The following is a 26,997-nucleotide window of genomic DNA, read 5'->3' on the forward strand; positions in this document are numbered from 1 at the left end:
TTAGGGCAAGGAGTAGCAGACATGTTCAATTGGGTCAAAACCGCGATGTTGATGGCCGCGATCACGGCCCTTTTCATCGTGATCGGCGGGATGATCGGCGGGTCGCGCGGCATGATGATCGCGCTCGTGATCGCCCTTGGGATGAATTTCTTTTCGTACTGGTTCTCGGACAAGATGGTCCTGCGCATGTATAACGCGCAGGAAGTCGACGAAAGCAGTGCGCCGCAGTTCTACCGCATGGTGCGCGAGCTCGCCACCCGCGCCAATCTGCCGATGCCGCGCGTCTACCTGATCAACGAAGACGCGCCGAACGCGTTCGCCACTGGCCGTAATCCGGAGCATGCCGCCGTCGCGGCCACCACCGGCATCTTGCGCGTGCTATCTGAGCGCGAAATGCGCGGCGTGATGGCGCACGAACTGGCGCATGTGAAGCACCGCGACATTCTGATTTCCACGGTTTCGGCGACCATGGCCGGCGCCATTTCCGCACTGGCGAACTTCGCGATGTTCTTCGGCAGCCGTGACGAAAACGGCCGTCCGACGAACCCGATCGCGGGTATCGCTGTCGCGTTGCTCGCACCGATCGCCGGTGCGTTGATTCAGATGGCGATCTCGCGTGCGTGTGAATTCGAAGCGGACCGCGGCGGCGCGCAGATTTCCGGCGACCCGCAGGCGCTCGCCTCGGCGCTCGACAAGATCCATCGCTACGCGAGCGGGATTCCGTTCCCTACGGCCGAGCAGCATCCGGCCACCGCCCAGATGATGATCATGAATCCGCTCTCGGGCGGCGGCATTGCGAATCTGTTCTCGACGCACCCGGCCACTGAGGAACGCATTGCGCGTTTGATGGAGATGGCGCGTACGGGGCGCTTCGAGTAACGGGCGCACTGACTCGGTGTGACGAAAGGCGAGCCAGCGGGCTCGCCTTTTTTTGTTCGAACCCCACCGCCGGCCTGACCTCGGCGGCCCCCGCCCCGCGCCACGCTACAATGCGTGTTGTTTGCGTCGCGCGCACCGCGTGGCCTGCCTTTGCCGCTTTCATGACTCCAAAGCCTTCTTCGCGTTCTGCTTCCCCATCGGCGCGTCCGCGCGAATCCCGTCTGACGATGCTGCATCTTGCGCCGGAATCGCTCGGTTTCGCGCTCGACTGCGCGGGCCAGGCCGTCGGCGCCGTGCGCCTAGGCGCGGCTTTGCCGGCCGCGCTGCAATCCGTATTCGTACCCGCGCCTGAAGGCAGTGCCGCCGCTGCGCGCGGCGCAGTGCAGGACATCGCGTACCGCACCCTGCGGCGTCTGGCGACCGTGGAGTGGCTGATCGCGAAGCTGGTGAAGAAGGCGCCGCCGCCGCACGTCGGTCATGTGCTCGCCTGCGCGCTCGCCTTGCTCGTGGACGATGAAGCAAACGCCGCTTATGCGCCGTTCACGGTCGTCGATCAGGCGGTGAGCGCAATCGCCGCGCGTCGTGAATTCGCGTTCGCAAAGGGCCTCGTCAATGCCGTGCTACGCAATTTCCTGCGCGAGCGCGAGGCGCTGCTGAGCGCAGCGCAAGCCGACGAAGTCGCGCGCTGGAACTACCCGGCGTGGTGGATCAATGCGGTCAAAGCCGCGTGGCCCGACGCATGGCAAGCGGTGCTCGCTTCGGGCAATACGCAAGGTCCGCTGACGCTGCGCGTGAACGCACGCCGCTCGACTGTCGATGCCTATTTGCAAGTGCTGCAGGACCATCACATCGCCGCGAGCAAAGTCAGCGAATACGCCGTCAAGCTCGCCACGCCGATGGCGGTCGATCGCATCCCCGGCTTCAACGACGGCGTTGTGTCGGTGCAAGACGCCGGCGCACAGCTCGCCGCGCAGCTGCTCGGCGTGCGTGACGGCATGCGGGTGCTCGACGCGTGCGCGGCGCCTGGCGGTAAAACCGGCCACCTGCTCGAACTCGCCAATCTGCAGCTTGTGGCGCTCGAAAGCGATGCATCGCGCGCGCGTCGCATCGGCGAAAACTTGCAGCGGCTCAAGCTCGAAGCGGAAGTGCGTATCGGCGACGCGGGGGCGCCCGCAAAATGGCATGACGACATCGACCAGCCGTTCGATCGCATTCTCGCCGACGTGCCATGTTCGGCCTCGGGCATCGTACGGCGTCATCCCGATATTCGCTGGCTGCGCCGCGCGTCCGATATCCCCGCGCTGGTCACCGAGCAGCGCCGCATTCTCGACGCGCTATGGCCGCTCGTGAAACCAGGCGGCGAGTTGCTCTACGTTACGTGTTCGATCTTCCCCGAAGAAGGCGAGTTGCAGGCGCAGTGGTTTGGAAACAAGTACCAGGATGCTGTACGATTGGACGCGCCGGGGCAGCTTTTGCCCTCAGTTGCCCGCGCGCCCGCCGACACATCGGCCGGTTCCCATGCCGGACACGCCACTGAAGATAGCACCGGCTCGAACTCAGACCACGACGGATTTTTCTACGCGCGCTTTCAGAAACGGTGACCATCAAACGCTTCTTCCCGCTTCGGCTCGCTGCCGTGCTCTGGATCGTGCTGGCCGTATGGCTTGCCGCACCGGGCGCGGCGTATGCCGATTCGATCGCGGTGCAGCGCGCCTCGCTGCAATCGGACAACACCGGCTGGAGCATCGACGCGCGTTTCGACTTCGACCTGAACAGCAATCTCGAAGACGCCGTCAACAAAGGCATTCCGCTGTATTTCACGACGGACTTCGAACTGAGCCGGCCGCGTTGGTACTGGTTCGACGAACAACCGGTGAGCGTGTCGCAGAGCATCCGCCTGTCGTTCCAGCCGCTCACGCGTGAGTACCGGGTGTCGAGCGTGTCGTCGGGTGGATTGCAGCTCGGCTTCACTACGCTGAAAGATGCGCTCGCCGTGATCAAGCACATCACGTCGTGGCACGTGATCGACCGCAGTCAGGTGCATGTGGGGGAGACGTACAACGCATCGGTGCGCATGCAACTCGACATCGCGCTGATGCCCAAGCCGTTCCAGATCGACGCGGTGAACAACCGCGACTGGAGCCTTTCGTCGGAGTGGAAGCGCTTTACCTTCACGGTGACCGAACGTGCTAAATAGAGTGCGCCGAACCACCAGTGTCAGCAGCATCGTCGTGCGCGTGCTGGTGACCACGGTCGCCGTGACGGCCGTACTGCTGCTCGTGCTGCTTGCAGCGGCGAGCGCGAATACCGAATTTTTCGACCGCTATTACCAGTGGCTGTACGCGGCCAACCTCGTGGTCGCGATGATTTTTTTGCTGGTGGTGGCGACGCTCCTCATCATCATCATTGCGCGGCTTAGAAAGGGTAAGTTCGGCACGCGGCTGTTAGCGAAACTCGCGTTCTTCATGGCGCTGGTCGGCGTGGTGCCAGGCGGCATCATTTACGTCGTCTCGTACCAGTTCGTGTCGCGCAGTATCGAGTCGTGGTTCGACGTCAATGTCGAAACCGCGTTGACCTCGGGCCTGAATCTCGGCCGCGGCATGCTCGACGCGTCGCTGTCCGATCTGCAGACCAAGGGCCGCTTGATGTCCGAGCAGCTCGCGAGCGCCGATGCCGCCGGCACCACGCTCACGCTGCTGCGCTTGCGCGACCAGTTTGGCGTGCAGGACGCGACGATCGTCGAACCCACGCGCAGCATGTCGGGCGCGACACCGGACATGCACGTGGTTGCGCAGGCATCCGGCAATTACGCGACGCTCTTGACGAGTGACTTGCCCACGCCGTTGATGATCGATCAGGCGCGTGGCCGCGGCTATGCGGCGATCGAGGGCGAAGTGGACGGCGATCCGAACGCGCATGGCGGCAAGGGTGCGCTGCGGCTGCGCGTCGTGCAGCGCATCCCCGATTCGAACGCGTCGCTGCTGCAGCCCACCGAACGCTTCCTGCAACTCACGCAGCCGGTGTCGCCCTCGCTCGCGCGCAATGCCGATGCGGTGCAGCGCGCGTATCGCGAGTATCAGGAGAAGGCGCTGGGCCGCACCGGCTTGCGCAAGATGTATATCGGCACGCTGACGCTTGCGCTGTTCCTCGCCACCTTCATTGCGATGATGCTGGCGCTTGCGCTAGGCAATCAGCTTGCGCGGCCGTTGTTCCTGCTCGCGCAGGGCACCAAGGAAGTGACCGAGGGTGACTACACACCAAAGCGCGAAATCAAATCGCGCGACGAACTCGGCTTCCTCACGCAGTCGTTCAACGCGATGACGCGGCAGTTGTCCGAAGCGCGCGCGGCGGTCGAGAACAACCGCATCGCCCTCGAGCATTCCAAGGCTTATCTGGAAAGCATTCTCGCGAACCTGACCGCGGGCGTGTTCGTATTCGACCGGCAGTTCCGCCTCACCACCGCGAACCGCGGCGCTGAGCGCATCTTCCGTCAGCAGTTCCAGGAGGTGCTGGGTTCGGCGCTTGAGCAGATCGGCGTGTTGAGCGAATTCGGTGGGATGGTGCGCAAGGCCTTCGCCGATCGCGAGGCCGCGAGCGGCGACGGTCACGACGATCGCGGCCACTGGCAGCAGCAGTTTTCGGTGCCGGTGCCGGGCGAGTCCGAGCCGCTTACCTTGCTCGTGCGCGGCGCGCGTCTTGTGTCGGCCACTGACCGCGATGCGGAAGACATGCAGACCTCCGGCTACGTCGTTGTGTTCGACGATATTTCGGACGTGATCTCCGCGCAGCGTTCGATCGCCTGGGGCGAAGTCGCGCGGCGTCTCGCGCACGAGATCAAGAATCCGCTCACGCCGATTCAGCTGTCCGCCGAGCGTTTGCAGATGAAGCTCGCCGACAAGCTGTCGCCGTCCGATGCCGATGTGCTGAAGCGCGGCGCGACCACCATCGTCAATCAGGTCGCGGCGATGAAGCAGATGGTCGACAATTTCCGCGACTATGCGCGCACGCCCCCGGCGGTGCTCGCGCATCTGCAGTTGAACGAACTGGTCAGCGAAGTCCTCACCTTGTACGGTATCGAGGAAGGCAAGGGCGCGATTCAAGTGGAACTCTCGGACTTGCCGGCGATTCGCGGCGACGCGACACAATTGCGACAGGTGATTCACAACCTGCTGCAGAATGCGCAGGATGCCGTGGCCGACGTCGAACAACCGCGTGTGTTGCTCGAGACGAGGACAGTAGAATACGGAGACCCCGACGCGGAAGGCAAAGTCCACGTCGCGGTGCGTTTGACGGTATCGGATAACGGATCGGGCTTCCCCGCGCGTATCCTCACACGTGCATTCGAACCTTACGTGACGACCAAGGCCAAAGGGACAGGTCTCGGTCTTGCGATGGTCAAGAAGATCGTCGACGAACACGGCGCGCGCATCGACATTCGCAACCGCATGAAAGCGGGCGATGTGATCGAAGGCGCGCAGATTTCGATCCTCTTCCTTCAACTGGCAGACGATGCCGCGGCCCCTGGAGCAGGGGTGCGGCCGGCGCATGGCAATGCGTCGCAGGGAACGACAAAAGCAACAGTGCAGACAAGGGCAGCGTAAATGGCAACCATCCTGGTGGTAGATGATGAAATGGGCATCCGGGAATTGCTCTCGGAGATCCTGAGCGACGAGGGGCATGTCGTGGAGGCTGCGGAAAACGCGCAGGAAGCGCGCGAGTTCCGTTTGCGCCAGGCGCCGGACCTGGTGCTGCTCGACATCTGGATGCCCGATACCGACGGCGTGACCTTGCTGAAGGAGTGGGCGGCGCAAGGGCAACTGACCATGCCGGTGATCATGATGTCCGGTCACGCAACCATCGATACAGCGGTCGAAGCGACGAAGATCGGCGCACTTAACTTCCTTGAGAAGCCGATTGCCTTGCAGAAGCTGCTGAAGGCAGTCGAGCAAGGCCTCGCCCGCGGCAATGCAGCGGGTGCGCCGGGTGGCGCGGTCGCCAAGCCGGTATTGCCGATCAGCGCTTCCACAGTGGCATCGGCGGCTGCGTTGCCGATGCTGTCGTCGGATGGTATGGGCAGCGGCGCGTTGGCCGCGCAAACGGCGTCGATCTCGTTCGACATCCCGTTGCGCGATGCGCGCGATGCGTTCGAGCGCGCTTACTTCGAATATCACCTCGCGCGTGAGAATGGCAGCATGACGCGCGTCGCGGAGAAGACCGGTCTGGAGCGCACGCACCTGTATCGCAAGCTCAAGCAGCTCGGTGTCGATCTCGGTAAGAACAAAGGGGAGTGAACGGCCGCGCAACGCGCGCAGGTTCGGCCCGGCAGATTTTTTCGAGAAGGGGCTTGCCGTGCTGCTGACCCTTTGATATCATTTCGTTCTTCGTTGGCCCGGTAGCTCAGTTGGTAGAGCAGCGGATTGAAAATCCGCGTGTCGATGGTTCGATTCCGTCCCAGGCCACCAGGATTCAGCCCCAGGAAATCGCAAGATTCCTGGGGCTTTTCCTTTTCTGATAGGCATTCGTTGCGGCATGGCTTGCTTGCCGCTGCGGCGGGGCGTGCTCGGCGGCATTGGGCATCGCGTGATAAAATCGCGCCAGTTCAAGGACTTGCATGCGAGCGCGCAGTCGGCGTTCCACTGGCGCGTCACCGCTCCAAACACGTCTTTTCGTATTCTGAAGCGGGGCTTTTTGCACACTCTGCCGCAATACGGCAAGGTCGCAACAGGTGCCGAACCCTTCGCCCGACGATTAACGGTATAAGCGCCCAGCGACTCTGCATGCGGAAGGCGCGGCCTATACTGCTTTGGGCTGGCAGCAATGCCGGCACGCGTCGCGCCGCGTTGCTTGCATGGCGCACCTCGCGCAGCGCGACGTGACACTCATCATTCACGGAGTTTCACGGTGATCCGCAAAGACGCTAAACGTAGCGCTCTGGTGCTGTTTTCCGGCGGCCAGGATTCCGCCACGTGCCTTGCCTGGGCGCTCGAACGTTACGAAACGGTTGAGACGTTAGGCTTCGATTACGGTCAGCGGCACCGGGTCGAACTCGAGTGCCGCGAAGGGTTTCGCCACGCTGTGACGCGGGCATTTCCGGCGTGGGCCGATCGCCTCGGCGAAGATCACATGATCGATCTGTCCGTGCTCGGCTCGATCAGCGATACCGCGATGACGCGCGAAATCGAGATCCACGCCACGGCGAACGGTTTGCCGAATACGTTCGTGCCAGGCCGCAATCTGATGTTCATGACGATCGCGGCAGCCATCGCCTATCGGCGCGGATTGCAGGTGCTGGTCGGCGGCATGTGCGAGACGGACTTCTCGGGCTACCCCGATTGCCGCGACGACACGATGAAGGCATTACAGGTCGCGCTGAACCTCGGCATGGACACGCGCTTCCTGCTCGAAACGCCGCTGATGTGGCTCGACAAGGCCGACACGTGGCGTCTCGCGCACGAGTTGGGCGGCGACGAACTGGTTGAACTGGTGCGCGTCGAAACGCACACCTGCTATGTTGGCGAGCGCGCCGAACTGCATTCATGGGGTTTCGGTTGTGGCGAATGCCCGGCGTGCCGCTTGCGTAAGCGGGGTTATGAAGCGTATCTGGTCGGCGAAAAGGTGATCGAACCGGTCTGATGCTTATGGCCGTTTTACGCCGCTGGCGCACCGTGCGAACGGGCGCAGCACAGGCATTTATTTTCAGGAACACAAGGCAGAAAGCAGCATGACTTACGCGGTCAAGGAAATCTTCTACACATTGCAGGGCGAGGGCGCGAATGCCGGGCGTCCGGCCGTGTTCTGCCGGTTCGCCGGCTGCAATCTGTGGTCGGGCCGCGAAGAAGATCGTGCGGAAGCTGTCTGCCAGTTCTGCGACACGGATTTTGTCGGGACTGACGGCGAGAACGGCGGCAAGTACCGCACGCCTGAAGAACTGGTGCAGATGATCGCGTCGCAATGGCCGGAAGGCGAGGGCGAGCGCTTCGTGGTGTGCACGGGTGGCGAACCGATGCTGCAAATCGACCAGCCGTTTGTCGACGCGCTGCATGCCGCCGGTTTCGAAATCGCCATCGAAACCAACGGCTCGCTCCCGGTGCTCGAGACGATCGACTGGATCTGCGTGAGCCCGAAGGCCGACGCGCCGCTCGTCGTCACCAAGGGCAACGAACTGAAGGTCGTGATTCCGCAGGACAACCAGCGTTTGTCCGAGTATGCGAAGCTCGACTTCGAGTATTTCCTCGTCCAGCCGATGGACGGCCCGTCGCGCGACCTCAACACGAAGCTCGCGATCGACTGGTGCAAACGCCATCCGCAATGGCGCCTGTCGATGCAGACCCACAAGTATCTGAACATTCCCTGATTTGCCGTGCTGACGATTACACGAAAACTCGAATTCGACGCGGGCCACCGCATCCCCGATCACCGCAGCCAGTGCCGTAATCTGCATGGCCATCGCTATGTGCTCGAAATCACGCTGCAAGGCGACCTGGTCGACACCGAAGGCGCGCCGGATCGCGGCATGGTGATGGACTTTGCCGACGTGAAGTCGCTCGCGGTCGAGCATCTGGTCGACAAGTGGGACCACGCGTTCCTCGTCTACGAAGGTGACACGCAGGTGCGCGGCTTTCTGGAAACCATGGCCGGCCACAAGACGGTCGTGCTCGATCGCATCCCCACCGTTGAGAATCTCGCCGCCGTTGCGTTCGATATTCTTGCGAACGTTTACGACGCGCATTACGGCGTGAATCTGCGTCTGCACAAGGTGCGTCTGTTCGAGACGCCGAACTGCTGGGCCGACGTGGTCCGCGACTAAACTCAGCGCCGCGCGACTCAATCCAGTCAACCAACCGCGCGGCCCAACCCCCGCGTTATTGTCACGGTATGATCGCTCCGATAACCACATGGAGCGAGACATGCCGGTCACCGCATTGCGTCGCAGCAAGCATTCAGGCCGTCACGGCCCAGGCGTTGGTCTGTTCCGCCGCGCCAGCGTCCTCAACCGTGTTTCAGGCGATGGTTCCCATCGTCAGGGAGCGCGGCTGTGAGCACCTTCACGAATCCCCTCAAGCAACGTCTGAAAGAAGCCGATCCGCTGTTCGGCCTGTGGCTTTCGCTCGGCAGCGATTCTGCAGCCGAGGCGCTCGCGCACGCCGGTTTCGACTGGCTCCTGATTGACATGGAGCATGCGCCGAACGATAGCGGCGATGTCACGTCGCAATTGCGTGCGATTGCCGCCGCGCATCTGCCGAGCGAGCCGGTCGTGCGCGTGCCCGCCAGCGAGGCATGGCTCGTCAAGCGCGTACTGGACGCCGGCGCCCGAACGCTAATGTTCCCGAACATCGAAAGCGCGGAAGAGGCGGCACATGCCGTGCGTCTGACGCAGTATCCGACCGCTGAGTCGCTCGACGGCGAGCGCGGTGTCGCCGGCGCGGTGCGGGCGGCTTCGTACGGCATGCGGCGCGACTACGTGCAGACCGCCAACGCGCAAATCGCGACCATCGTGCAGATCGAGTCGGCGCGCGGCTTGCAGGAAGTCGAGAAGATCGCGGCGACGCCGGGCGTCGATTGCCTGTTCGTCGGACCGGCCGATCTGGCCGCGAGCCTTGGTCACCTCGGCGATTCGAAGCACGCCGATGTGCAAGCGGCAATGGCGCGCATTGTCAGCGCCGCCGACAAGGCCGGTATCGCCACCGGAATTTTTGCTATGGATGTCGCGAACGCAAAGCAGTCTCGCGATGCCGGTTTTCGTTTTATCGCCCTGGCCGCCGACGTCATGTGGATGTTGCGCGCAACCCGCCAGGCGTTGCAGGAGGTTAGAGCATGAAGGGGATGGTGCAGTGCGTCGCGGTGCGTCTGGCGGTCGCGGCGGTTTTGATGGCGAATGTGACGGCGTATGCGCAGGACAACCGGGCCGCGAAGTCGAACGATCCGGAGACACAAACCGCAGTCGCCGATTACAACGCCGGCAATCTGGGCGCGGCGCTTGCCGAGTTCCGTAAAGCCGCAGAGCACGGCAGCCGGCTTGCCGAGTTCAACTACGCGATGATGCTGCTCAACGGTGAAGGCACCACAGCCAATGTCGACGAAGGCAAGAAGTGGCTGCGCAAAGCCGCCGACGCCAACATGTCGCACGCGCAGTATGTGTACGGCAAGATGTATGACGACGGTGAGTTCGTTGGGCGTGATCCGGTCGAGGCGCACCGGTGGTTCCTGAAGGCCGCGCAGCAGGGGCATGTGCAGGCGGAACTCGCGCTGGCCAACCAGTTCCTCGATGGTCGCGGCACGGCTCGCGATAACCAGCAGGCTTTCGTCTGGTACAAGAAGGCCGCGCAAGGCGGCGACATGACCGCGCAGTACGTGACCGGCTCGTTCTATGAGCGCGGTGGCGACGGCGTGGACAAGAACCTGAACGTGGCGCGCGCGTACTACGCGGCAGCGGCGGCACAGGGCGATCCGGCGGCAAAACTCAAGTATCAGCAACTGAGCGCGCAATTGCGGGATCAGAAGGAAGTGAAACCGCAGTAAACGAAAAAGGGGCGCTCCCGACGGTGCGCCCCTTTTGCTTAGCCTCAGCTTCGTTCTGTTGCCAGCGTTGATTTTGCGCTCCAGGTGCTGCTGCGTTCACCTGCACGGCCTGAGCGCTCCGCTGCGCTAACTCTGCATCAACCGCTTCTGCCGCGCGACGTTCATGATGAGGCCGATTGCGACCCCCAGCGTAGTTAGCGCAGTGCCGCCGTAACTCATGAATGGCAGCGGCACGCCCACCACCGGCAAGATCCCGCTCACCATGCCGATGTTGACGAACGCGTAGGTGAAGAACGCCATTGTCAACGATCCGGCCAGCAGCCGCCCAAACAGCGTCGCCCCATTCGCCGCGATAAACAGTCCGCGCGCGATCAGCAGCATATAGAGCGTGAGCAGAACGATCCCGCCCGCCAGCCCGAATTCTTCGGAAAACACCGCGAAGATGAAATCGGTGTGCTTCTCAGGGATGAATTCCAGATGCGCCTGTGTACCCTTGAGCCAACCCTTGCCGAGTGGGCCGCCCGAGCCGATTGCAATCACCGCCTGAATCGTATGGAAACCCTTGCCGAGCGGATCGGACGTCGGATCGAGCAGCGTACAGATACGGTGCTTCTGATAATCGTGCATCAGCGGCCACTGCACTTCCGGCTGACAGATCTTGTCCTGGAACGCCGCGATTGAAGCGACAGCGATCACACCGGCAATCAGCACCGGCACGATCAGCTTGAAGCTGAGTCCAGCGAAATAAATCACGAAAAAGCCGGCCGCGAACACCAGCACGGCGGTGCCGAGGTCAGGCTGTTTGGCGATCAAACCGACCGGCACAATCAGAATCAGGAAGCCGACCAGAAAGTCGTACCAGCGCATCACGCCTTCGCGGCGCTGGTAGTACCAGGCCAGCATCAGCGGTGTGGCGATCTTCAGAATCTCCGACGGCTGGATCACCACGCCGACGTTGATCCAGCGCTTCGCACCCTTACGCGTGAGGCCGAACATCGCCACGGCAACCAGCAACGCGATCCCGAATGTATAGAGCGGGACCGCGAAGCGCATCAGCGTGGTGGGCGGCACATTGGCCAGCGCCCACATCAGCACGAACGTCAGCATGATGTTGCGCAGTTGGTCTTCCACCCGGCCGGGCATGTCCAGCGTTGCGCTGTATAGCGTGACGATGCCGACGCACAGCAGCAGGAACACGATCAGGGCGAGCGGCCGGTCGAAGCCCACGAACATCCGCTTGATGCGGTCGAGCCAGGCGCGCTTGTCGAATTGCATGCCTTTCTCCTTACTCGTCGATGCCGCCGGAAACCGGCTGGCGTGGCGACGTAGGCTGAATGCTGTCATCCCGCGACGGGGCGGCGGCGGTCGGTGCCGGCTCGCTGCTCGGACGGGGTTTGTGCGGGACGCCGGATTTACGCGGCGCCGGGTTCTTTGCGGTGGCAGACGCGGATGCCGATGAGGCAACGGCCGCCGATGCGCCGGATGCGGCAGCCGCCGCCGCGGCGGTCGATGCACTGGCCGTAGCCGATGCAGCCGCCGCAGCAGAAGCCGCCGCTGCGGCCGAAGCCGCACCCGGCATCGGCAGTGCCGTGAAGCCCGCCGCGACCTTGACCGGCTGCGCTGCGTCCTGCGGCGTCGGCGCGTCACCTACTTGAGGCGCCGACGCATCCTGCGTCGCCGAGGCCGCTGCCGCGACAGCCGCCGCCTCAGCGCCGGGCTTGTTCTTCCCAACCAGGTAGTAGTCGAGCACACGCCGCGCGATCGGGCCGGCCGCTTCCGCACCCCAGCCACCGTTTTCGACGATCAGCGCGAGCGCGATCTTCGGTTGCTCGGCAGGCGCGAAGGCGATGAAGAGCGCGTGGTCGCGCAGGTGTTCGGCGATCGCATGGCCTTTGTAGTTCGCGCCTTGCAGCGAGTAGACCTGTGCCGTACCGGTCTTGGCGGCCGCCTGATACGGTGCCCCGATGAACACCTTCGACGCCGTACCGTTGGTTACGACGCCTTCCATCGCGCGCTTGATGATGTCGATGTCCGATTGCTTCACGGCGATCTTGTCGCTCGGGTCACGCACGACCGGGCGCGTATCTTTCGTGATCGGATTTTCGATGTCGCGCACGAGGTGCGGCTTCATCACGACGCCATTGTTGGCGAGCGTGGCGGTGGCATGGGCGAGCTGGAGAATGGTGAACGAGTTGTAGCCCTGGCCGATGCCCAGACTGATCGTTTCGCCTTCATACCAGCGCTGCTGCTCGGGCTTGCGGTACGCCTTGCGCTTCCAGTCCGTCGACGGCAGGATACCGCGCGCTTCGCCAGAAATGTCGATGCCGGTGATCTGCCCGAAGCCCCATGGCTTCATGAAGCCGGCGATCGCGTTGACGCCGAGATCGTGCGCGAGCATGTAGAAATACGTGTCGTTCGACACCACGATCGCGCGATTCATGTCGACCCAGCCCTGGCCGGAGCGCACGTCGTTGCGGAACGTATGGCCGCCGAAAGTGTACGAACCCGGATCCTGGAAGCCCCAACCCGGCGTGCGCTTATGCAGCGTCAGCGCGGCGAGCGCCATGAACGGCTTGTAGGTCGAGCCCGGCGGATAGGTGCCGTGCAACGGGCGGTTCAGGAGCGGATGGTCGGGCGAGTTGTTGAGCTCGTCCCAGGTCTGCTGATCGATGCCGTCGACAAACGAATTCGGATCGAAGCTCGGCGCCGACACGAAGGCGAGCACGTCGCCGGTTGCCGGTTCGATCGCGACCAGCGCCCCACGGCGGCCCGCAAAGGCCTGCTCGGCGACCTGCTGCAGGCCGATGTCGATCGACAGTTGGAGGTTATTGCCCGGCGTTGCCTGGGTGCGCGACAGCGTGCGCACGGGCCGCCCGCCGGCGGTCACTTCGACTTCCTCAAAACCGGTCTGGCCGTGCAGTTCCGTCTCGTAGCTCTGCTCGACGCCGATCTTGCCGATGTAGTCGGTGCCCTTGTAGTTGTTCGCGTCAAGGCGCGGATCGTAGTGGTCCGGATCGCTGTCGTTCTGATCGCTGGCGTCGTCGATGCGGTCCTGATCGCGCTGCGAAATCCGGCCGATATAGCCAATCACATGCGCTGCGGTCGGTCCGAGCGGGTACTGGCGGAACAGGCGCGCGCGCACTTCCACGCCCGGGAAGCGGAAGCGTTGCGCGGTGAAGCGCGCGACTTCGTCGTCGGTGAGGCGGGTGCGGATCGGCAGGCTCTCGAAGTTCTTCGAGTCTTCCTGCAGCTTCTTGAAGCGGCGCCGGTCGCGTGCGTCGATCGAGACCACGGTGGCCAGGTTGTCGATTACGTTTTCGAGCGTATCGTTCAGCTTCGACGGTGTGAGTTCGAGCGTGTACGCTGAGTAGTTCTTGGCCAGCACCACGCCGTTGCGGTCGGTGATGATGCCTCGGTTCGGCACGATCGGGGCGACCGAGATGCGGTTTTCATCGGCTTGCAGCGAATACTTGCTGTAGTGCCAGACCTGCAGGACCAGGAAACGGAAGCCGATCAGCCCGAAGCAGACGAACACGAACACGCCCGCCGCCGCGACGCGCAGGCGGAACTTCGAGAGCTGTTGCTGAGTGTCCTTGAATTCGGTCATGCGATTCTGCAAAAGGCCACGTGACGGCCATCATGAGTGTGCGCCCAAACCGGCCGGAGCCGGGAGGCATGAACAGCGATGCGTATCGAGCGGGCCGGGTGGCTGGGTTCCATCGGAACGGCCGACGGGCTCGAAGCGTCTTTAAATCGGCCGCGTGTCGTCCGGATCAGCCGGACGGCGCTGCGGCATCAGCAGCAGCATGCTGGCGATCGGCCACAGTGCGGCTTCGACGAAGCCGTCGATCAGGTAACCCCAGCCCGGAAACGCCGCGCCCGTCAGCAGACGGATCACGAACGGCGCCACTTGCGCGACGACCAGCAGCGGCATGACCGCGAAGGTCTGCACACCGATCGACATCCACAGCACGCGGCGATGGATCGTAATCGCGCCGTACGACAACAACGTATACGCCAGCGCGTGCTCGCCGAGCAGGCTGGCGTTGTGCACGTCCATCAGCAAGCCGAGGAAGAACGCGATGCCCATGCCGACCTTGCGCGGCTGGTGCACGTTCCAGAACAGCAGCACGAGCGCCACGAAGTCCGGTACGCCGGCAAGGCGCCCCCACGGCATCAGATTCAGCAAGAACGCCGCAGCGAGGCTGAACGAGATGAAGTACGGATTGACCGGCTGCAGGATGTATTGCGGACGGTTCATGGCTGGGCCCCCGGCGTGGTTTGCGGCTTCGCGCTCTTGTCGGCGGCCGGTTTCTTTTCGGTAGCGGCTTTCTTCTCCGTGGCCGTGGTTTTGGCCGGCGGTTTTTCAGCGGGCTTGGCAGCAGCGACCGGCTTTTCAGCAGGCTTCGCAGCGGTTTTATCCGCCGCGGGCTTGCTATCCGTGGGCTTGCCGCCCTTCTTCGCTTTCGCGTCCTTGGCGGTTGTAGCCGCATCGGGCTCTTCCGCAGGACGCGGCGGCACGTTATTCAGGTAGTGCAGCACCAGTAACTGACGCGCGCCACGCACGGGAGCAACCGGCAAGCAGATCACGCGCGCGAACGCCGTATCGGCCTGTTTGTCGACCCGCACGACCTTGGCGACCGGCAAGCCCGGCGGATAAACGCCGTCGAGCCCGCTGGTGACGAGTTCGTCGCCGGTCTGAACGTCGGCGCTGATCGGCACGAAGCGCAGGTCGAGCGTATCGCCCTTCGGCGTGCCGTAAATCACGCTGCGCAAGCCGGTGCGCACGATTTGCACAGGCACGGCCTGATCCTTGTCGGTGAGCAGCGTCACTTCGGCTTGCAGCGGGAACACACGCGTCACCTGACCGATCACGCCATCTTCATTGACGACGGGCGAACCGTCCTGGACGCCTTGCTGCGCGCCGCGGCCGATCACGACCTTCTGCGTGAACGGATCGCGCGTGTCGTACTGAATTTCGGCGGGCAGCGATTGCGTGGTCGAGCGCTGCGAGAGTTGCAGCAGCGCGCGCAAATGGGTGTTTTCAGCGGCCAGTTCGGCGGCCGTATTGGCTTGCTGCGAGAGCTGGAGATCTTTGGTGCGCAGCTTATCGTTCTCCTGGCGCAGCGTGGCGCTGGTCACGGCCAGGTCGGCAGCGCCCATGAAGATGTCGCGCGGCACCAGGGCTGCGCGTTGCAACGGATAAAGACCCGCGCCGAGCACGCCACGAACGATTTCGAGCGTTTTGAAGCGTGCATCGGAGATCAGCAGGGCGAGCGCCAGCAAGACAAAAAACACCAGCCGTGCGAGAGCGGACGGGCCTTGCTTGAACAGGGGCGGCGGACTGTATTCCATGGTCGGCGCCGGGGGCGTGAGCGGTTGGGTGAGACGGCGGCGCGCGAGGGACGCGCGTTCAGCGCGCGGAGGCTGGCAGGCCCAGCCAACGGCAAACCGGCCCGCAAGGGGCCGTTTGCCTGATCCGCGCTACTGACATGGAGACGGGCTCGCTTACTCGTACGAGAAGATGCTGCCCAGCTTGTCCATGCGTTCGAGCGCCATGCCCGAGCCGCGCACAACGCAGGTCAGCGGGTCTTCGGCGACGAGCACCGGCAGGCCGGTTTCTTCGGCGAGCAGGCGGTCCAGATCGCGCAGCAGGGCGCCACCACCCGTGAGCATCATGCCGCGCTCGGCGATGTCGGCGCCCAGTTCCGGCGGCGTTTGTTCGAGCGCGATCTTCACCGACGACACGATCTGGTTCAGCGGATCGGTGAGGGCTTCAAGAATTTCGTTGCTGGAGATCGTGAAGCTGCGCGGAATGCCTTCCGACAGATTGCGGCCCTTCACTTCCATTTCCTTGACTTCGGAACCCGGGAACGCGGAGCCGATTTCTTTCTTGATGGCTTCAGCGGTTTGTTCGCCGATCAGCATGCCGTAGTTGCGGCGGATGTAGTTGACGATGGCTTCGTCGAACTTGTCGCCGCCTACGCGCACCGAACCCTTGTACACGATGCCGCCGAGCGAGATCACGCCGACTTCGGTCGTGCCGCCGCCGATGTCGACAACCATCGAACCCGTTGCTTCCGATACCGGCAGGCCTGCGCCGATTGCCGCTGCCATGGGTTCTTCAATGAGATAAACCTGCGAAGCGCCCGCACCGTGCGCGGCTTCTTTGATGGCGCGGCGCTCGACCTGGGTCGAGCCGCACGGCACGCAGATGATGATGCGCGGCGAAGGCGAGAACATGCGCGATTCGTGAGCAGTTTTGATGAACTGCTTGATCATCTGCTCGGTGACGGTGAAGTCGGCGATCACGCCGTCTTTCATCGGGCGGATCGCCTCGATGTTGCCCGGCACCTTACCAAGCATCTGCTTGGCTTCCTTGCCGACTGCCTGAATGGTTTTCTTACCGTTGGGACCGCCTTCCTGGCGGATCGAGACCACCGACGGTTCATCAAGAACGATACCCTTGCCACGCATGTAAATGAGCGTGTTGGCAGTGCCAAGGTCAATCGCCAGATCGTTGGAGAAGTAGCTGCGAAGAAAACCGAACATTCAAAATCCTGTCTCGCTTGGGGCCAGCCCTCGCAACGGTTGCGCAGGGCGGCAGCGGAAAAAATAACAGCTTCAACCGGGCGGAAGCGGCGCCACAGGAACTTGAAGCTGCGAGGGAGTCTACCGGAGGCCGGTGCAAGGCCAAGTCAGAAAAATCCGAACTATCTTTGGGAATTGTTCAGAAAGGCCTTGGTAAGTCGGTCCGGGTTTGGGTCGAACGCGTAATGATACCTTATAATTTTGGATGTTTTGAAGGAAACGGACGGCACTTTTTGCCGCCGCTGGCCCCTTTTTCGAGGTCTTCCTCCAGTGTCGTAACCCGCTGTCGCAGCATCGTTTTTCCCGCGCTGCGGCGGTCCACCACATTTTCCGGTGACTGCATGGCTCTGACCCTGACCGATGTTAAACGCATCGCGCACCTCGCGCGGCTCGAACTGGCTGACGCCGACGCTGAGCACACGCTCGTCCAGCTCAATGATTTCTTTGGCCTCGTCGAGCAAATGCAGGCGGTCGATACCACCGGCATCGCTCCGCTTGCCCATCCGATCGAGCAGATCGAAGACGTCGCGTTGCGTCTGCGTGACGACGCGGTGACCGAAACGGTCGACCGTGAAGCCTTCCAGCGCCCGGCGCCGGCCGTTCAGGACGGCCTGTACCTCGTGCCGAAGGTGATCGAGTAAGTGATCGACCAAGACTCGCGAATCAAGCCCAGGATAAAACGCAATGCATGAAAAAAGCTTGACCGAACTGCGCGCCGCATTGGCAGCCAAGGAATGCTCGGCAGTCGAACTGGCGCAGCTCTATCTGAAGCGGATCGACGCGGCAAATAGCCTGAACGCCTTCATTCAGGTCGACGCCGATCTGACGCTCGCGCAGGCGAAAGCGGCCGACGCGCTGCTTCACGCCGGCCACGCCGGCCCGCTGGTCGGCCTGCCGATCGCGCACAAGGACGTGTTCGTCACCAAGGGTTGGCGCTCCACGGCCGGCTCGAAGATGCTGTCGAACTACGAAAGTCCGTTCGATGCGACGGTGGTCGCGCGTCTGCAGAACGCCGGCATGGTGTGCGTGGGCAAGACCAATATGGACGAGTTCGCGATGGGCTCGTCCAACGAGAATTCGTACTTTGGTCCCGTGGAGAATCCGTGGGATCGTAAGGCTGTGCCGGGCGGTTCGTCGGGTGGTTCGGCTGCGGCTGTGGCGGCGCGTCTCGCGCCCGCTGCCACCGGCACCGATACCGGCGGCTCGATCCGTCAGCCGGCGTCGTTCTCCGGCATCACCGGCATCAAGCCGACGTACGGCCGCGTGTCGCGCTACGGGATGATCGCGTTCGCGTCGTCGCTGGATCAGGGCGGCCCGATGGCCCAGACCGCCGCGGATTGCGCGACGCTGCTCAACGCCATGGCCGGTTTCGACGAGCGCGATTCGACCAGCCTCACGCGCGAAGACGAAGACTTCACGCGTTACATCGGCAAGACGTGGAAAGACGACGGCGCGGACAAACCGCTCGCCGGCCTGCGCATCGGCCTGCCGAAAGAGTACTTCGGCGCAGGCTTGGCCGACGACGTGCGCGCCTCGATCGACGCAGCTTTGAAGCAATACGAAGCGCTCGGCGCGACGCTGGTGGAAGTCTCGCTGCCGAAAACCGAACTGTCGATCCCGGTGTACTACGTGATCGCGCCGGCGGAAGCTTCGTCGAACCTGTCGCGTTTCGACGGTGTGCGCTTCGGCCATCGCGCCGCGGAGTATCGCGATCTGCTCGACATGTACAAGAAGTCACGTGCCGAGGGCTTCGGTCCGGAAGTGAAGCGCCGCATTCTGGTGGGCGCGTATGTGCTGTCGCATGGCTATTACGACGCGTACTACCTGCAAGCCCAAAAGATCCGCCGGATCATCGCGCAAGACTTCCAGGAAGCGTTCAAGCAGTGCGACGTGATCATGGGACCGGTCGCGCCGTCGGTGGCGTGGGACCTCGGCGCAAAGGGCGACGATCCGGTGCAGATGTATCTGGCCGACATCTACACGCTGTCGGTGAGCCTCGCCGGTTTGCCTGGCATGAGCGTGCCGTGCGGTTTCGGTGCGGGCGCGAACGCGCAGCGTCCGGTGGGTCTGCAGATCATCGGCAACTATTTCAATGAAGCCCGGATGCTGCAAGTGGCCGACGCGTTCCAGCGCGCGACCGACTGGCACCGCAAAGCACCGGCAGGAGTGTGAGCACCATGGCCAAGCAATGGGAAGTCGTGATCGGTCTGGAGACCCACGCGCAACTGTCGACTCAATCGAAGATTTTCTCGGGCGCCGCCACGCAATTCGGCGCTGCGCCTAATACGCAGGCCTGCCCCGTCGATCTGGCATTGCCGGGTTCGCTGCCGGTGATGAACCGCGGCGCCGTGGAGCGCGCGATTCAGTTTGGCCTCGCAATCGGCTCGACGATTGCGCCGCGCAGCATCTTCGCGCGCAAGAATTATTTCTACCCCGATCTGCCGAAGGGCTATCAGATCAGCCAGTACGAAATCCCCGTCGTGCAGGGCGGCCAGGTGACGATTCAGGTTCCGGCTAACGAAAAGGCGGGCAAGGAAGCGTACGAGAAGGTCGTCAACCTGACGCGCGCTCACCTCGAAGAAGACGCGGGCAAGTCGCTGCACGAAGACTTCGCGGGCATGACCGGTATCGACCTGAATCGCGCCGGCACGCCGCTGCTCGAAATCGTCACCGAACCGGAAATGCGCAGCGCGGCTGAAGCGGTCGCGTATGCCAAGACGTTGCACACGCTGGTCACATGGCTCGGCATCTGCGACGGCAACATGCAGGAAGGCTCGTTCCGTTGCGACGCGAACGTGTCGGTGCGCCCGGTCGGTCAGGCGGAATTCGGCACGCGTGCCGAGATCAAGAACCTGAACTCGTTCCGCTTCCTCGAAGAAGCGATCCAGTACGAAGTGCGCCGTCAGATCGAATTGATCGAGGACGGCGGCACGGTGGTGCAGGAAACGCGTCTGTACGATCCGGACAAGCGCGAAACGCGCTCGATGCGCAGCAAGGAAGACGCGCACGACTACCGCTATTTCCCCGATCCCGATCTGATGCCGCTCGTGATCGACTCGGCGTGGGTCGAGCGCGTGAAGAGCGAGATGCCGGAACTGCCGGTCGCGATTCAACAGCGCTTCGTCACGCAATACGGCCTGACGCCGTACGACGCGAACGTGCTGACGTCGAGCAAGGCTATGGCTGCATATTACGAAGCGGTCGTCCTCAAGGTCGGTCCGTCGAACGCCAAGGTCGCGGCTAACTGGCTGATGGGCGAAGTGTCGTCACAACTGAATCGCGAAGACCTGGACATCGCCGAGAGCCCGGTTTCGTCCGTGCAACTCGCGCTGTTGCTGCAACGTATCGCCGACGGCACGATCTCGAACAAGATTGCCAAGGAAATTTTCCTCGCGATCTGGGAAGAGAAGGCTACCGACGAAGGCGCTGCCGATCGCATCATCGAAGCGAAGGGTTTGAAGCAGATTTCGGACACCGGCGCGCTGGAAGCGATCATCGACGAAGTGCTCGCCGCGAACCCGAAGTCGGTTGAGGAATTCCGCGCGGGCAAGGAAAAGGCATTCAACGCACTGATTGGTCAGGCGATGAAAGCGACCAAGGGCAAGGCTAATCCGGCTCAGGTGAACGAACTGCTGAAGAAGAAGCTGTCCTGAGTTGACCCTCAATTGAAGAGCCATGGCTGAAGCGCGAGCTTTAGCTGTCACGGGCTGTTGCCGGAAACGAAAGTGGGGCAGCGGCCCGTTTCATTTTGCGGGCCCGTTTAAACGCAGATCACGGAGTGTGAATGGCGAAGCAACCCGAACTCGACGACTTCCGCGTACCGTATTTCGACGACGGCAAGAAGAGCATCAAATTCTCGCTTGAGGCTTTCGACCCGGCCGCGAAGCCTTTCTCGACCGGTTCGAAAGATTCCGACCGGGCGCGTTTGTCGGAGATCGGCGCGAAACTCGACACACTGCAGGAGTGCCTGCACGCGCAGCAGCAGCGTCGGGTGTTGCTGGTGCTGCAGGGCATGGACACGAGCGGCAAGGACGGCACGATCCGCGCGGTGTTTCATGACGTCGATCCGCTCGGTTTGCGCATCGTGCCGTTCAAAGCGCCGACGCCCGTCGAACTGGCGCACGATTTCCTGTGGCGCGTGCATGCCCAGGCACCCGCTGCCGGCGAACTGACCATCTTCAATCGCAGTCACTACGAAGATTTGCTGGTGCCGACCGTGCTCGGCAATCTGGATGCCGAAGCATTCGAACGGCGCTGTTGTCACATTCGCCAATTTGAATCGCTGCTGGCCGACAGCGGTACGACTATCGTCAAGTGCATGCTGCACATTTCAAAAGAAGAGCAGCGTCAGCGTCTGCAGGCGCGTATTGACGATCCGAGCAAGCACTGGAAATTCGACGTCTCCGATCTCGAAGCACGCAAGCAGTGGGACAAATATCAGGCGGCTTATCGCGACGCACTGGACGCGACGTCGACCGACTACGCGCCCTGGTACGTGGTTCCGGCCGATTCGAAGACCCACCGCAATGTGATGGTCGCCGAATTGTTGTTGCGCACGTTCGAAGCGCTGAAGCTCGAATATCCGCCTGCCAAAGAATCGCTGAAGGGTATCAAGGTCGAATGACCGTATGCTTTTTGCCCTTTGATCTAACAACGAATCGAACATAAAAGGAACGACATGTTGCGTGTGATTACCGCCAACCTGAACGGCATCCGCTCCGCGGCGAAGAAGGGCTTCTTCGACTGGTTCGGCGAACAGAAAGCCGATGTGCTGTGCGTGCAGGAAATCAAATGCTCGCAGGACGACTTGACGCCGGAATTCATGTCGCCGCACGGTTTCACCGGCTATTTCCAGCATGCGGTGAAGAAGGGCTATAGCGGCGCGGGCGTGTACACGCGTCATGAGCCGGACGAAGTCATTATCGGGTTCGGCAGCGAGGAATTCGATCCTGAAGGGCGCTATGTCGAATTGCGCTTCGGCAAGCTATCGGTGATCTCGGTGTACGTGCCGTCGGGGTCAAGTGGGGAAGATCGCCAGCAGGCCAAGTTCCGCTTCATGGACGAGTTCATGCCGCATCTCGCGGAACTGGCGCAGGAACGCGAAGTGATCGTGTGCGGCGACGTGAACATCGTCCACAAAGAGATCGACATCAAGAACTGGAAGAGCAACCAGAAGAATTCAGGCTGCCTGCCGGAAGAGCGCGAGTGGCTCACCAAGCTGTTCGACGAAGTCGGTTACGTCGACGTGTTCCGCACGCTCGATCAGCGGCCGGAACAGTACACGTGGTGGAGCAATCGCGGTCAGGCGTACGCGAAGAACGTGGGGTGGCGGATCGATTATCAGATCGCGACGCAGGGGATCGCCGGCAAAGCGAAACGTACCGACGTGTTCCGCGATATCAAGTTCAGCGACCACGCACCGCTGACCGTCGATTACGACCACAAGCTCAAGAAGTAAGCCGGTCCCGGACTGTAACGAAACCGCGTGAGCCACGAGCAGGCCCTTGCCTGCAAGCCGCAAGCGTCGCGGTCCACGCAACTCACTCGCTGATCGGTTTGCGACGCGGGCGGCCCATGCCAGCGTAGTCCGGCAGCGCATCGACGCTCTTGCCGATAGCTTTCGCGTATAGCGGCAGCATATCCGGCAGACGCTTGATGATGTCCTGGCGTCGCGCCGGCGTGTAGGGGTGCACGTAGATATAGCCCTGGTCGCGATTGCTGCGCGTCGCCGTAGCCAGCTTGTCCCATAGCGTGACCGCCGCGCGCGGATCGAAGCCGGCGCGCGAAGCGATATCACTGCCGATCACGTCGGCTTCGGTTTCGTCGGTGCCCTCGTACTTCATCTCCAGCAACCGTGAACCGATGCCAAGCGGGGCGGCGCCCAGATCGGCGAGCCCGAATAGCTGCGGGATTGTGCCGGAAGAGTCGAGCTGGCTGGACTGCAATTCGCCGAGCCGCTCGCGTGCATGCTCGCGCAGTGCGTGCGCGATCTCATGGCCGATCAGCATGCCGAGTTCGTTGTCGTTCAGACGCGCGCGGTCGAGCAGGCCGCTGTACACGACAATCTTGCCGCCCGGCAGGCAGTACATGCGGATGTCGGGCGAGCGCACCACGGCCACATCCCACTTCCAGCCCTTCGCCCGCTCGTTCCACTTCAGCGAATAGGGAATCAGCTTGTCGACGATTGAACGAACCCGTGTGACGTGGGCGTCGGTGTCGCCGTACAGGCGGTTCGCGTGGTCTGCGCCGTACACGATCTGGCCGAACTCTTCAGTGGCTTGTGCCTCGAGCATTGGCGACGGGATCAGGTTACGAAACACGAGGTAACCGCCGTAGCGCAACTGCGTGTTTGGAGCACTGTAAGCCGGGAGCGTGGGGGCGTTTGCCGTTGCGGCGGGCGTTGAAGTCGCAGCAGGCGCTTTTGCGGCCGCGGCCGGAGCCGAGGTGGCTGCGGGCGTTTTGGCCGTTACAGGCGCCGGTGGTGACTGCGTTGAAGCGGGCGGCGTGGCGGGCGCGGGTGCGCTGCCGGCGTTCGTGGCGCTGGTCGCGCCGGCTGCCGACGATGTCGCGCTTTCCGGGCTCGCCGTGCTCGGCGCCAATTTTGCCGTCGGCGCTGGAGCATTCGTGGTGGTGGTGGTGGTGGTGGCCGGTGCCGATGCACCGGTGCCGACCGCGGGCATAGCGGTCGCGTAGGCGCTCAACGGCGCCGCCAACGCGAGGCTCGCGTAACCGAAAAGCGCCAATGCCGCACGCAGCACCCCGCGGGACGCGTTGCGCGAAGGAATCCCGGAGACATCCGATCCCGGGCGCACCGCATGCTTTGACTGAAGCACCGTCACGACCGGGTTCTCCAGGGCGCGATGCGCAGCAGAAGCAGCATGCCGGGCAGCCCCAGCGCCGTACACACGATGAAATAGTCGAACCAGCCGATTTTTGCGACCACATAGCCGCTTGCTGCCGATGCCAACGTGCGCGGCACGGAAGCCAGACTCGTGAAAAGTGCGAACTGCGTAGCGGTGTAGCGCGGATCGGTGGTGCTGGCGATGTAAGCGGTGAAGGCCGCCATCGTCAGACCCGTCGCGAAGGTTTCCAGGCCGTAGACCAATGCCAGTGCGACTGAGCGCGGATCGAGCTGCACGGTCCAGTCGATGCCGACCAGCGCGAGCAGCTTCGAGGTGCCTTGGCTCAGCCAGACGGCGATGTCGTAAATCACGGCAAGACCGGGCGATGCCGGTCCGAGATGCGCAAGCCATGCAAAGCCGAGCGTCGACACCATCTGCAGGATGCCGAAGATCCAGAGCCCGCGGCCGATGCCAACCCTCATCAGCCAGATCCCGCCGACGATCCCGCCCGCGAGACTCGCACCGAACGCGGTGGTCTTGGCGATCACACCAATCTGCGTGCGTGAAAAGCCGATGTCGAGGAAGAACGACGTGGACAGCGTGGTCGCCATCGTGTCGCCGAGCTTGTAAAGAAAGATGAAACCGAGCACGAACAGCGCGCCACGCCAGCCGTCGCGTTGAATGAATTCGCTGAACGGCTGCACGATCGCTTCGCGCAGATTCTTTGGCGGCGTGCCGTGCACCTGGGGCTCGCGCACCACCAGCGTCATGATCATGCCTGGCAGCATGAAGGCGGCGGTGACGATAAAAACGGTGGTCCACGGTAAGTGGTCAGACAGAATCAGCGCAAGCGAACCCGGCACCAGCGCGGCGATTTTGTACGCATTCACGTGCACCGCATTGCCGAGACCTTGCTGCGTGTCGCTCAGCAACTCACGCCGGTAGGCGTCGATCACGATGTCCTGGCTCGCGCCGAAGAACGCGACCAGTGCCGTCAACGCCGCCACCGTCCAGATCGAATCTTTCGGCGACACGAAACCTAGCGCAGCGATCGCGCCGGCAACCAGGATTTGCGTGACCAGCATCCAGCCGCGCCGTCTTCCCGGACGCCAGCCCGGAAAACGCGGCACGTAGCGGTCCATCAGCGGCGCCCAGATGAATTTCCAGGTGTACGGAAACTGAATCAGCGCAAAGAGGCCGATTTCCTTCAGATTGACGCCTTCGGAGCGTAGCCACGCCTGCACCAGATAGACGAGCGTGAACAGCGGCAGTCCCGACGTAAAGCCGAGAAAGACGCAGATCAGCATGCGCGTATTCAGAAACGCGCGCCAGCCGGGATGTTCTTCGTGAGCGGTAAGTGCAGGCGCCTCGTGCGGCGGGTTCGACATGTGGATAACTGGGGTTAGCTTTTCTTGACGCGATAGACCGCAAGACTACCACGCCAGTTCACGCCCCATCGCACCACCTGGCCATCGTGAAGCACCACGCGGTCGAGGATCTCGATGCCGACTTCCGGCGCCAACGCCTCGAAATCCTCGATCGTCAGTACCCGGACGTTCGGCGTGTTGTGCCACTGGTAAGGCAGCGACTTCGACACCGGCATGCGGCCTTGCAACACCGAAAGCCGGTGCGCCCAGTAGCCGAAATTCGGGAACGAGACGATGCATTCCTTGCCCACCCGCACCGTCTCGCGCAGGATCGCGGCCGTCTGATGGATGGTTTGCAGCGTCTGCGACAGAATCGCGAAATCGAAGCTGCCGTCTTCGAACAGGCGCAGGCCGTCTTCCAGATTCTGCTGGATCACGTTGACGCCGTTCTGCGTCGACGCCAATACCCCAGCGTCGTTGATTTCGATGCCATAACCCTGCACGTCCAGCTCTTCGGTCAAGAGCGACAGCAGCGAGCCGTCGCCGCAGCCGAGATCGAGCACGCTGGCGCCCGGTTCGACCCAGCGGGCGATCGCGCGGAAGTCCGGGCGCAGAGCCAGATAATCGAGTGCTCGCTGGTTCATGCGTTCACCTCGTTCGCAATACGTTCGTAATAGGCACGCATCAGGTTGTGGTAGCGCGCGTCGTCTAGCAGGAAGGCGTCGTGGCCGTGCGGCGCGTCGATCTCCGCGTAGGTCACCGTGCGCTTGTGGTCGAGCAGCGCCTTCACCAGTTCGCGCGAGCGGGCCGGCGCGAAACGCCAGTCGGTCGAGAAACTGGCGATCAGGTATTTCGCCGTGGTGTGGGCGACGGCGGCGGTCAGGTCGCCGTCGAAGGCTTTGGCCGGGTCGAAATAGTCGAGCGCGCGGGTGATCAGCAGGTAGGTGTTCGCGTCGAAGTAGTCGGCAAATTTGTCGCCCTGGTAGCGCAGGTACGATTCCACTTCGAATTCGACATCAAAGTTGAAGTTGTACGCATCCACCGCGCCTTCCGCGCGCCGCAACGAACGGCCGAATTTCTCAGCCATGTCGTCGTCCGACAGATACGTGATGTGGCCGATCATCCGCGCGACGCGCAAGCCGCGCTTCGGCTTCACGTTGTGCGCGTAGTAGTTGCCGCCATGAAAATCCGGGTCCGACAGGATCGCCGAGCGAGCCACCTCGTTGAACGCGATGTTCTGCGCGGACAGCTTCGGTGTGGACGCAACCACGATGCAATGGCCCACGCGTTCCGGATACATCATGCTCCACGCGAGCGCCTGCATGCCGCCGAGGCTGCCACCCATCACAGCCGCGAAGCGCGTGATGCCGAACTCATCGGCGACGCGCGCCTGGGCGTTCACCCAGTCTTCGACCGTTACGACAGGAAAGGTCGCGCCGTAGGGATTGCCGGTGGCCGGATCGATGCTCATCGGCCCGGTCGAGCCGAAGCATGAGCCCAGGTTGTTCACGCCGATCACGAAGAACTTGTTGGTGTCGAGTGGTTTGCCCGGGCCGACCATGTTGTCCCACCAGCCGATGTCCTTCGGATTGTCCGCGTACACGCCCGCTACGTGGTGCGACGCGTTGAGCGCGTGACACACCAGCACGGCATTGCTGCGCGCGGCGTTGAGCGTGCCGTAGGTCTCGACCATCAGGTCGTAACCGGCCAGCGAGCTGCCGTTCTGCATGAGCAGCGGCTCGGTGAAATGCATTTTTTGGGGAGCGACGATACCGATCGATTCCATTCATTCCGCCATT

General features: G+C 62.7%; 24 protein-coding genes and 1 tRNA gene. 16 read left to right on the forward strand and 9 right to left on the reverse strand.

Annotated elements, in window-relative coordinates; all coding sequences use genetic code 11:
- The first annotated feature begins 21 nt into the window (after nucleotides 1-21).
- The 11 genes from htpX (at nucleotide 22) to KHO31_RS14295 (ending at nucleotide 10,398) form a co-directional block, all read left to right on the forward strand.
- Nucleotides 22-879: a zinc metalloprotease HtpX gene (htpX, locus tag KHO31_RS14245; RefSeq protein WP_211623593.1), complete on the forward strand. Its 858-nt coding sequence runs from the start codon at nucleotides 22-24 to the stop codon at nucleotides 877-879.
- 161 nt (nucleotides 880-1,040) lie between these two features.
- Nucleotides 1,041-2,480: a 16S rRNA (cytosine(967)-C(5))-methyltransferase RsmB gene (gene rsmB / locus KHO31_RS14250; RefSeq protein ID WP_211623594.1), complete on the forward strand. Its 1,440-nt coding sequence runs from the start codon at nucleotides 1,041-1,043 to the stop codon at nucleotides 2,478-2,480.
- Nucleotides 2,477-3,076 (forward strand): DUF4390 domain-containing protein, encoded by a 600-nt coding sequence (locus tag KHO31_RS14255; protein ID WP_201071816.1) that lies wholly within the window; start codon nucleotides 2,477-2,479, stop codon nucleotides 3,074-3,076. The genes rsmB and KHO31_RS14255 overlap by 4 nt, the downstream gene beginning before the upstream one ends.
- Nucleotides 3,066-5,480 (forward strand): sensor histidine kinase, encoded by a 2,415-nt coding sequence (locus tag KHO31_RS14260; protein WP_201071819.1) that lies wholly within the window; start codon nucleotides 3,066-3,068, stop codon nucleotides 5,478-5,480. The genes KHO31_RS14255 and KHO31_RS14260 overlap by 11 nt, the downstream gene beginning before the upstream one ends.
- On the forward strand, nucleotides 5,481-6,170 hold the full coding sequence (gene esaR, locus KHO31_RS14265) for a response regulator transcription factor EsaR (protein ID WP_201071821.1): 690 nt from the start codon (nucleotides 5,481-5,483) through the stop codon (nucleotides 6,168-6,170).
- A gap of 95 nt (nucleotides 6,171-6,265) precedes the next feature.
- A tRNA-Phe gene (locus tag KHO31_RS14270) sits at nucleotides 6,266-6,341 on the forward strand.
- A 439-nt stretch (nucleotides 6,342-6,780) separates the two neighbouring features.
- Nucleotides 6,781-7,512, forward strand: coding sequence for a 7-cyano-7-deazaguanine synthase QueC (gene queC / locus KHO31_RS14275; protein WP_201071823.1), 732 nt, complete (start codon nucleotides 6,781-6,783; stop codon nucleotides 7,510-7,512).
- A gap of 88 nt (nucleotides 7,513-7,600) precedes the next feature.
- Nucleotides 7,601-8,233 carry a 7-carboxy-7-deazaguanine synthase gene (gene queE / locus KHO31_RS14280; RefSeq protein WP_201071825.1) on the forward strand — a complete coding sequence of 211 codons (633 nt, stop codon included), beginning with the start codon at nucleotides 7,601-7,603 and terminating at the stop codon, nucleotides 8,231-8,233.
- Between the two features lie 9 nt (nucleotides 8,234-8,242).
- Complete coding sequence (gene queD, locus KHO31_RS14285) at nucleotides 8,243-8,686, forward strand: 6-carboxytetrahydropterin synthase QueD (protein WP_093634683.1); 444 nt, start codon at nucleotides 8,243-8,245, stop codon at nucleotides 8,684-8,686.
- Between the two features lie 228 nt (nucleotides 8,687-8,914).
- Entirely contained in the window at nucleotides 8,915-9,697 is a 783-nt protein-coding gene (locus tag KHO31_RS14290) for an HpcH/HpaI aldolase family protein (protein ID WP_201071827.1), read from the forward strand.
- On the forward strand, nucleotides 9,694-10,398 hold the full coding sequence (locus KHO31_RS14295) for a tetratricopeptide repeat protein (protein WP_201071829.1): 705 nt from the start codon (nucleotides 9,694-9,696) through the stop codon (nucleotides 10,396-10,398). The genes KHO31_RS14290 and KHO31_RS14295 overlap by 4 nt, the downstream gene beginning before the upstream one ends.
- Nucleotides 10,399-10,524: 126 nt before the next feature.
- Here KHO31_RS14295 and rodA read toward each other — a convergent pair whose 3' ends face one another.
- The 5 genes from rodA to KHO31_RS14320 form a co-directional block, all read right to left on the reverse strand.
- Nucleotides 10,525-11,673, reverse strand: a complete 1,149-nt coding sequence (gene rodA / locus KHO31_RS14300; RefSeq protein WP_201071831.1) for a rod shape-determining protein RodA — start codon at nucleotides 11,671-11,673, stop codon at nucleotides 10,525-10,527.
- A 10-nt stretch (nucleotides 11,674-11,683) separates the two neighbouring features.
- The gene (gene mrdA / locus KHO31_RS14305) at nucleotides 11,684-14,005 is read right to left on the reverse strand and encodes a penicillin-binding protein 2 (protein WP_201107628.1); all 2,322 of its coding nucleotides are present in this window, start codon (nucleotides 14,003-14,005) and stop codon (nucleotides 11,684-11,686) included.
- Nucleotides 14,006-14,146: 141 nt separating this feature from the next.
- A complete protein-coding gene (gene mreD / locus KHO31_RS14310; RefSeq protein WP_211623595.1) occupies nucleotides 14,147-14,659 on the reverse strand; it encodes a rod shape-determining protein MreD in 513 nt (170 codons plus the stop codon).
- Nucleotides 14,656-15,753 (reverse strand): rod shape-determining protein MreC, encoded by a 1,098-nt coding sequence (gene mreC / locus KHO31_RS14315; RefSeq protein WP_201071840.1) that lies wholly within the window; start codon nucleotides 15,751-15,753, stop codon nucleotides 14,656-14,658. Before mreC ends, mreD begins: the two co-directional genes overlap by 4 nt.
- A 153-nt stretch (nucleotides 15,754-15,906) precedes the next feature.
- A complete protein-coding gene (locus KHO31_RS14320; RefSeq protein ID WP_004189550.1) occupies nucleotides 15,907-16,950 on the reverse strand; it encodes a rod shape-determining protein in 1,044 nt (347 codons plus the stop codon).
- 380 nt (nucleotides 16,951-17,330) lie between these two features.
- Here KHO31_RS14320 and gatC point away from each other — a divergent pair, with 380 nt between their 5' ends.
- The 5 genes from gatC (at nucleotide 17,331) to KHO31_RS14345 (ending at nucleotide 22,447) form a co-directional block, all read left to right on the forward strand.
- On the forward strand, nucleotides 17,331-17,630 hold the full coding sequence (gene gatC / locus KHO31_RS14325) for an Asp-tRNA(Asn)/Glu-tRNA(Gln) amidotransferase subunit GatC (protein WP_201071841.1): 300 nt from the start codon (nucleotides 17,331-17,333) through the stop codon (nucleotides 17,628-17,630).
- Between the two features lie 43 nt (nucleotides 17,631-17,673).
- Complete coding sequence (gene gatA, locus KHO31_RS14330) at nucleotides 17,674-19,161, forward strand: Asp-tRNA(Asn)/Glu-tRNA(Gln) amidotransferase subunit GatA (RefSeq protein ID WP_201071843.1); 1,488 nt, start codon at nucleotides 17,674-17,676, stop codon at nucleotides 19,159-19,161.
- A 5-nt stretch (nucleotides 19,162-19,166) separates the two neighbouring features.
- A complete protein-coding gene (gene gatB, locus KHO31_RS14335; RefSeq protein WP_201071845.1) occupies nucleotides 19,167-20,642 on the forward strand; it encodes an Asp-tRNA(Asn)/Glu-tRNA(Gln) amidotransferase subunit GatB in 1,476 nt (491 codons plus the stop codon).
- A gap of 131 nt (nucleotides 20,643-20,773) precedes the next feature.
- Nucleotides 20,774-21,613, forward strand: coding sequence for a PPK2 family polyphosphate kinase (locus KHO31_RS14340; protein WP_211623596.1), 840 nt, complete (start codon nucleotides 20,774-20,776; stop codon nucleotides 21,611-21,613).
- Nucleotides 21,614-21,667: 54 nt separating this feature from the next.
- Nucleotides 21,668-22,447, forward strand: a complete 780-nt coding sequence (locus KHO31_RS14345; protein WP_201071848.1) for an exodeoxyribonuclease III — start codon at nucleotides 21,668-21,670, stop codon at nucleotides 22,445-22,447.
- A gap of 82 nt (nucleotides 22,448-22,529) precedes the next feature.
- Here the strand turns inward: KHO31_RS14345 and KHO31_RS14350 are convergent, their stop codons facing one another.
- From KHO31_RS14350 to metX, 4 genes are read right to left on the reverse strand one after another with little or no spacing between them, the layout of a single operon-like run.
- A complete protein-coding gene (locus KHO31_RS14350; protein WP_407945937.1) occupies nucleotides 22,530-23,801 on the reverse strand; it encodes a M48 family metallopeptidase in 1,272 nt (423 codons plus the stop codon).
- A 23-nt stretch (nucleotides 23,802-23,824) separates the two neighbouring features.
- Complete coding sequence (locus KHO31_RS14355; RefSeq protein WP_201071850.1) at nucleotides 23,825-25,219, reverse strand: AmpG family muropeptide MFS transporter; 1,395 nt, start codon at nucleotides 25,217-25,219, stop codon at nucleotides 23,825-23,827.
- 14 nt (nucleotides 25,220-25,233) lie between these two features.
- The gene (gene metW, locus KHO31_RS14360; protein WP_201071852.1) at nucleotides 25,234-25,842 is read right to left on the reverse strand and encodes a methionine biosynthesis protein MetW; all 609 of its coding nucleotides are present in this window, start codon (nucleotides 25,840-25,842) and stop codon (nucleotides 25,234-25,236) included.
- Nucleotides 25,839-26,984 (reverse strand): homoserine O-succinyltransferase MetX, encoded by a 1,146-nt coding sequence (metX, locus tag KHO31_RS14365; protein ID WP_211623597.1) that lies wholly within the window; start codon nucleotides 26,982-26,984, stop codon nucleotides 25,839-25,841. The genes metW and metX overlap by 4 nt, the downstream gene beginning before the upstream one ends.
- Between the last annotated feature and the right edge of the window lie 13 nt (nucleotides 26,985-26,997).

This window comes from Paraburkholderia domus (assembly GCF_905220705.1).
Taxonomy (GTDB): domain Bacteria; phylum Pseudomonadota; class Gammaproteobacteria; order Burkholderiales; family Burkholderiaceae; genus Paraburkholderia; species Paraburkholderia domus.